Source organism: Novipirellula aureliae (genome assembly GCF_007860185.1).
Lineage (GTDB): Bacteria > Planctomycetota > Planctomycetia > Pirellulales > Pirellulaceae > Novipirellula_A > Novipirellula_A aureliae.
On the sequence record NZ_SJPY01000012.1, the window covers coordinates 109344 to 115509 of the forward strand.

The following is a 6166-nucleotide window of genomic DNA, read 5'->3' on the forward strand; positions in this document are numbered from 1 at the left end:
TAGCGATTGATCCAGCCTACGTTACTCGACGGGTGAACTCGTGTAGCCGCTCTGCTTCAGACTGGCGATTGCAGCAGAGACTTCGAAGCCGGGCTTGTAATGGACAACGACTTGGCGATTGTCAATGATCCCCTCCTCTTTCTGCGTATCCAATTCGACGGATTCGACGCCTTCGGTGGACTCGAGTGCCTTCTTGACCTTCGGATAGCAGGACATAACGCAACTCATCTCAGGAACGGCCAATGTCAAATCACCCTCCGTTTCCATCACCTCGTTACTAACCAATCCAACAATCGAACCCGTTTGTGAACCACCGTCTGGGGGTTGATATGGCATTCGAGCGATGGCCACAATAATCCCAACTGCAGCAATGGCTGCGATTGCATAAGCAAAAGATCGCATGATTTTTCTCTTCTTTTTAACTCAGTTCGAGGGGTCTAAACAGATCTGGTGTAGTATATCGTTTGGTCGCCCCGTCGGGAAGTCTGTCGGGGTATTCGCTAGAATTCCAAAGGGGCGGGAATTCTGGCGAATCCCAATCCATCAATGGTTACTACCAACTTCACCCTTTAATTTTTAGGCCAAACGTTTTGACACGGCACGGTTTTTTTCGAATCTCAGCAGCTTCGCCTGCCGTCTCGGTTGCTAATCCCGAGGCGAATGGTCGTGCGACGATGCAATTGATCGACAAGCTTGACTCCGATTTGGTACTATTTCCCGAGCTGGGATTGACCGGATACACCTGTGGTGATTTGTTCGCGGCCGATTCGTTGATCGATGCCACGATGGTTGAACTGGTTCGGATTGCCGAATCCAGCGCGTCACACAATCAAATCATCGTCGTCGGTTTGCCGTTTCGCATCGACGATTCATTGATGAACGTGGCCGCAGTCCTTCACGCAGGGCGGATCAAAGGGATCGTTCCGAAGTCATATCTTCCCACTTATCGCGAGTTCTACGAAGGGCGGCATTTTCGTCCCGCATCACGACATGATCCTCCGCACGTGATCGTTGACGGTCAAGCCATTCCATTTGGCACCGACTTGCTGTTTGCGTTTGGTGACGCCGTGATTGCCGTTGAGATATGCGAGGACCTTTGGACACCAATCCCTCCCTCAAGCCGAGCCGCGTTAGCCGGAGCCAATGTGTTGGTCAACTTATCGGCTAGCAACGATACGATTGGCAAGGCAGCTTGGCGACGCGATCTGCTTCGAAGCCAATCAGGTCGCTGTATCGCCGCTTATGCCTACGCTTCCGCCGGTCCCGGCGAATCGAGTAGCGACCTGGTATTCGGTGGTCATTGTTTGATTGCCGAGGATGGCGTTTTGTTGGACGAAGCGAGATCGCTGCTGGCTGAGCGTCCGACGAGTCAAACCGAGACGGTCGTCACGTGCGATGTTGATCTGCAAAAACTCGCTCACGATCGCCAGGTCATCGGATCATTCGATGACGGCAAACAATCGCTGCAAACCGAGTATCGACGCGTCGACTTATCGAGAGGTCCGTTGCGAAGCAACCGAGAGGATCTACAGCCGAGAGCCACACTGCTGCGAAAAGTGGACGCCCATCCGTTCGTCCCGAAACAGTCGGCGGAACTCGAATCCCGCTGCGAAGAAATTTTCGCGATGCAGACCGTTGCCCTAACAAAACGTTTGGCGCGATTACCCGAGACAACTCCGCTTGCGATTGGTATCAGCGGTGGTCTCGACAGCACGTTGGCCCTATTGGTCGCGCTACGTGCATGCGATGCGATGCAGCGTCCCCGTCGTTCCATTATCGGCTTGACAATGCCTGGATTTGGAACGACGGAGCATACGAAAACGAGTGCGAATGATTTAATCAAACTGACGGGGATTACGGGCGAAACGATTGATATCCGCGATCTGTGCTTGAATACCTTTTTAGCGATTCGGCATAAACCACTTGGAATATCGATTGATTCGTCAACCACCGCCGAATCGCTGCAAGAATCGCTTCGCGATGTCCCATCGGACCGAGGAGATTTGACGTTTGAAAACGTCCAAGCCAGGATTCGCACCATGCTGCTAATGAGTCGAGGTTTTGTACTCGGAACGGGCGATATGAGTGAGCAGGCGCTCGGGTGGTGCACTTACAATGCGGACCATATTTCGATGTACAACGTCAACACATCGATTCCCAAAACACTCGTTCGCTTCCTCGTCCGGTTTGCTGCCGATCATTACCATGAAGACCCGACAACCGAGCTACTGCATCGCGTTGCCGACACACCGATTTCACCCGAGCTTTTGCCACCCGCAGCCGATGGATCGATCCGCCAAGAAACGGAAGCATCAATCGGCGCCTACGAGTTGCACGATTTTTTTCTGTACCAGTTTGTTCGGTACGGCTTTCGCCGAGAAAAGATCTTGTTTTTGGCAAAGCAAGCAAGCTTTAGTCAACCGTTTGAAAATTCGTTGATCGAAAAAACGCTAGCTGTTTTCTTCGACCGTTTCTTCAAAAACCAATTCAAACGAAATTGCGTCCCGGATGGCCCCAAAGTAGGCTCGGTCAGTTTGTCGCCGCGAGGTGATTGGCGTATGCCGAGTGACGCTGACTCCGACGCGTTTCTATAATTTGGTTCCATGCGCAAGTTGTTTCTTTGCCGCCCTTAATGGTAGACATAGACCGGAACGTAGATAATCGATCGACCATAGCGGCTCGACGTCATTGGGTTAGCGTTCCAGGTTGGCCTTAATGGTTCGTAGCCGTTCCATGCGCGATATTCGAGTCGAGCAATTCGCTGCTCTTTCCGATAGATCGCTCTCGCCATTCGCATTTCTGCCGGCGTCATCGCTGTACGAGATCGGTCGGACGGGCTGGTTGGCAAGGAGTAATAATCCTCCACACGATGCACCGACACCTCATCCCCAGAAGACTGGAAATCAAACAATTCGTCGGTAATTCGATCGGGTTGTTGTGCAGGAGCTTCAAGCGGGGCGCTCAGCGAAAGCGAGCCAACGAGAAGTGCGATTGCAAAGCGAATGTTAACTTTCATCGGTTCTCTGTATCATTTAGGCGAAAGGGTGCGTCAAAATATCGCATCCGTCACAACCGTTTCGAGACGATGAAGGTCGCTACAATTGGTTAGGATGTCTAATGGGAGGAGATCGGAAAATAGGCGGGTATCCATTATTCTCAGGTGCAAACTATTACGACATTCCCGGTGTTAAACGCGGAAATTAAGGATTATTGGGGTTCCCCCCTTCAAATTTCACGTAAACTGTCGCCACAATGGATGGAGGAGGTGTTGTCAACGACGCTTTGTTGTGTTCAAAATAACGCTTGCTTCGACCAACTGGTTCAAGATCGTTTCTATCCGAAGCGATCATTCAACACTTTACACCTGAGGATTTTTCGATGAAAATGTTTCAAACAACACTGACGGCTTTCGCTGCAATTGGCATGTTGACTTTCGCGATTGGCTGCCAACCACCAGCAACCGATGAGATCGATGTCACAATTGGCACCGAAGAAGTGGATGAGATCGATTCCAACACAACGATGGGTGTCGAGACTCCGGACAGCAATACGACTCTCGGTGCCGAGACGCCCGATAGCGAAACTCCGTAAGACTGCCGCTCAGGAAGACGGTTATCTCCAACCGTGCGACGATAGACGCCGGATACATGAAATTTCGTCATGACCGCTTTAACCATCTCGTAGTGGTGCTTTCGGGCATCGCTACGGCAATGGTTGTTTTATTGGCCTTGATGGGTCGAATATGGTGGTGTGAAGCGGGTGACCTTTCGCTTTGGTCTTGGGATGTCTGGTCCCGTCATAATTCACAGCACCTGCTAGATCCCTATTCGCTATCCCATCTTGAGCATGGATTGGCACTGTGGGTCATTTTCTCTTTAGCGTTTCGCGGCAAGATTAGCCGCTCCTCTATCTTCATCTTAATAGCTACGATCGAAGCGGTTTGGGAAGTAGCCGAAAATACGCCCTTGATGATCAATCGTTATCGTGAAGCAACGATATCGCTTGATTATACAGGCGACAGTATTTTGAATTCTTTAAGCGACTATCTAATGTGTTTGATCGGTGCAATCGCGGCAGCGTCGTTTCGGCTTCGGGCCAGCATCGTTACCGTTTCCATCCTTGAAGTGGTTTGCCTCTTCTGGATTCGGGATTCTCTAATCGTTAACATGATCATGTTAATTTATCCAATCGATGCGATCCGAATTTGGCAATCGGAATCGATACCAGCCATTGCGTTGATTGCCAAGTGATGTTTATAGGACAAAAGTTCAGCAACCGGATTAGCGGATGAAGAAATCAACAAAAGCAAATCAATCGAACGGTAAAAAATCGGTCACGCTGCACCTAATCTCTGCAGCTACTGGTAGCTTGGCAAATCAGGTAATCTATTCGGCGATTGCTCAATTCCCCCATTTAACCACTAAGATTGTCACGCATACGTTTATTGATTCCGCAGAACAAATCGATGCGATTCTGAAGAAAGCGAGCGGCAGCGATTGTTGGATTTTTCACGCACTGCTCAACCCAGAGTTGACGCAGTTGGTCCGGGTTCGTTGCCAAGACCGCGGAATACCCGAATACAGTTTAACGGATACGGTCATCCGTTTTGTTGCGGATGCTTCGAATTGTGAACCAGCGTTTGAGCCAGCAAACCGGTTGGACGAAGAGTACTTTCGCAGACTCGATACGTTGGAGTTTACGCTTCAACACGACGACTCGCGGCGACTTGAAACCGTCGGCGAAGCTGACATTATCCTTATCGGTCTTAGCCGAGTTAGTAAAACACCTACATCGATTGTGCTCGGTGAACTCGGGTTTAAGGTGGCAAACGTTTCGATCGCGATCGAGTCGGGCATTCCTGAAGAGATCAAGAAGAGTTATCGCGATAAGACCGTTGCATTGACAATACAACCGAAGCGGCTTTACGAGATCCGGTCTCGCCGAATGTCGATCAATAAGTTCGACAAGGCAATTCGAAAAGCAAGTCCGGTGGAGCACCGCTATACCGATTTGAAGAGCATTATCCGCGAAGTCATGGAAGCTGAACAAATATACCGACAGCGGAAATACAAAATGGTCGACATCACCGACCAACCGATCGAAGCAACGGTCGTGCGTGTCCTGGAAGCTTTGGGTTTAGATCGTCCCAAGGGCTGAGGACGACGTTTAGTTATGCAGCCTCTAACGGATCAGCGAGCCTTGCGGCCACGATTCGACTTCTTTTTGACAACGTCCTTGATTGTCCGCTAGCATTCTCGCCGATCCACAGTAACGGCGATGAAAACGAACGCCCCTGACTCGGCACTAAATAGCCTCAAATGTCAATGCTTGGGTTCGGGCTAATCGTACAGCCATACCGGCCAAGCGATTTATTTAAACCATTTCAGGGATGACGATAGCAGGGCACGACCATGACCAGAATCAACACCAACGTTTCATCACTTGTGGCTCAGAACCGTTTAATGCGCAGCAACGACGACTTGCAAGAAGCAATGACTCGGTTGAGTACGGGCCTTCGCATTAACAGCGGTAAAGACGATCCGGCTGGTTTGATTGCCAGTGAAGCGTTGCGAAGTGAAATCACCAGCTTCAACAAAGCGATTAGCAATACGAACCGTGCGAATCAAATCATTACAACCGCCGATTCTGCCCTTGGACAGGTCAGTTCACTCTTGAGCGACGTGCGCGGTTTGGTTGTTGAAGCGGCTAACACAGGTGCATTAAGCGATAATGAAATCGCAGCGAACCAACTGCAAATCGACAGCTCCCTCGAGGCAATAAACCGAATCGCCCAAACGACCACCTTCCAAGGCCGAAAACTACTCGACGGTGGCTTGGACTTCTTGAGCAAAGCGGGCACCAACTTCGACAAAGTCACAAACTTGCAAATCGATCAAGCCAACCTTGGTCCGACTGGCTCCCTCAAAGTTTCCGTACAAGTCACCGCTGCTGCGGAGCAAGCAAATGTCACGATTGCCGATATCCCAGCCGCGACGGATGCTGTCAAGTCGACCGGTTCCCTTGAACTGACGGGCGCTACGACCGTCGATGCGAAAGCAACCGCTGCGATCAACTTTTCGCAAGACAATCCGGATGTGAACGCTGTCGGTAGCATTGTCCTCGATGATGGCTCGGGCAACGGCGTGACCTTGGACATCACGTCCGA

Annotated in this window: 7 protein-coding genes; 5 read left to right on the plus strand and 2 right to left on the minus strand. The window is 50.6% G+C overall.

The features are described from left to right. Positions 1-21 precede the first annotated feature (21 nt). Positions 22-402: a heavy-metal-associated domain-containing protein gene (locus Q31b_RS26615; protein ID WP_146602710.1), complete on the minus strand. Its 381-nt coding sequence runs from the start codon at positions 400-402 to the stop codon at positions 22-24. A gap of 170 nt (positions 403-572) precedes the next feature. Here Q31b_RS26615 and Q31b_RS26620 point away from each other — a divergent pair, with 170 nt between their 5' ends. Then, positions 573-2594 (plus strand): NAD(+) synthase, encoded by a 2022-nt coding sequence (locus tag Q31b_RS26620; protein WP_197172446.1) that lies wholly within the window; start codon positions 573-575, stop codon positions 2592-2594. Between the two features lie 35 nt (positions 2595-2629). On the opposite strand, the gene Q31b_RS26625 is transcribed toward Q31b_RS26620, so the two are convergent. Beyond that, the gene (locus tag Q31b_RS26625) at positions 2630-3016 is read right to left on the minus strand and encodes a hypothetical protein (protein ID WP_146602712.1); all 387 of its coding nucleotides are present in this window, start codon (positions 3014-3016) and stop codon (positions 2630-2632) included. 362 nt (positions 3017-3378) lie between these two features. Here Q31b_RS26625 and Q31b_RS26630 point away from each other — a divergent pair, with 362 nt between their 5' ends. The 4 genes from Q31b_RS26630 to Q31b_RS26645 form a co-directional block, all read left to right on the plus strand. Beyond that, a complete protein-coding gene (locus Q31b_RS26630) occupies positions 3379-3591 on the plus strand; it encodes a hypothetical protein (protein ID WP_146602713.1) in 213 nt (70 codons plus the stop codon). Between the two features lie 56 nt (positions 3592-3647). Beyond that, positions 3648-4250, plus strand: coding sequence for a DUF2585 family protein (locus Q31b_RS26635; protein WP_231617877.1), 603 nt, complete (start codon positions 3648-3650; stop codon positions 4248-4250). Positions 4251-4287: 37 nt separating this feature from the next. Then, positions 4288-5157: a kinase/pyrophosphorylase gene (locus tag Q31b_RS26640; RefSeq protein ID WP_146602714.1), complete on the plus strand. Its 870-nt coding sequence runs from the start codon at positions 4288-4290 to the stop codon at positions 5155-5157. A gap of 254 nt (positions 5158-5411) precedes the next feature. Continuing rightward, positions 5412-6166, plus strand: a 755-nt coding sequence (locus Q31b_RS26645) for a flagellin (RefSeq protein WP_390622357.1), incomplete at its 3' end; no start/stop codon positions are given.

Excerpts from the sequence above, each read along its gene's own strand:
- Q31b_RS26615 (WP_146602710.1), bottom strand. The coding sequence starts at position 402 with ATGCGATCTTTTGCTTATGCAATCGCAGCCATTGCTGCAGTTGGGATT.
- Q31b_RS26625 (WP_146602712.1), bottom strand. The coding sequence starts at position 3,016 with ATGAAAGTTAACATTCGCTTTGCAATCGCACTTCTCGTTGGCTCGCTT.
- Q31b_RS26630 (WP_146602713.1), top strand. The coding sequence starts at position 3,379 with ATGAAAATGTTTCAAACAACACTGACGGCTTTCGCTGCAATTGGCATG.
- Q31b_RS26635 (WP_231617877.1), top strand. The coding sequence starts at position 3,648 with ATGAAATTTCGTCATGACCGCTTTAACCATCTCGTAGTGGTGCTTTCG.
- Q31b_RS26640 (WP_146602714.1), top strand. The coding sequence starts at position 4,288 with ATGAAGAAATCAACAAAAGCAAATCAATCGAACGGTAAAAAATCGGTC.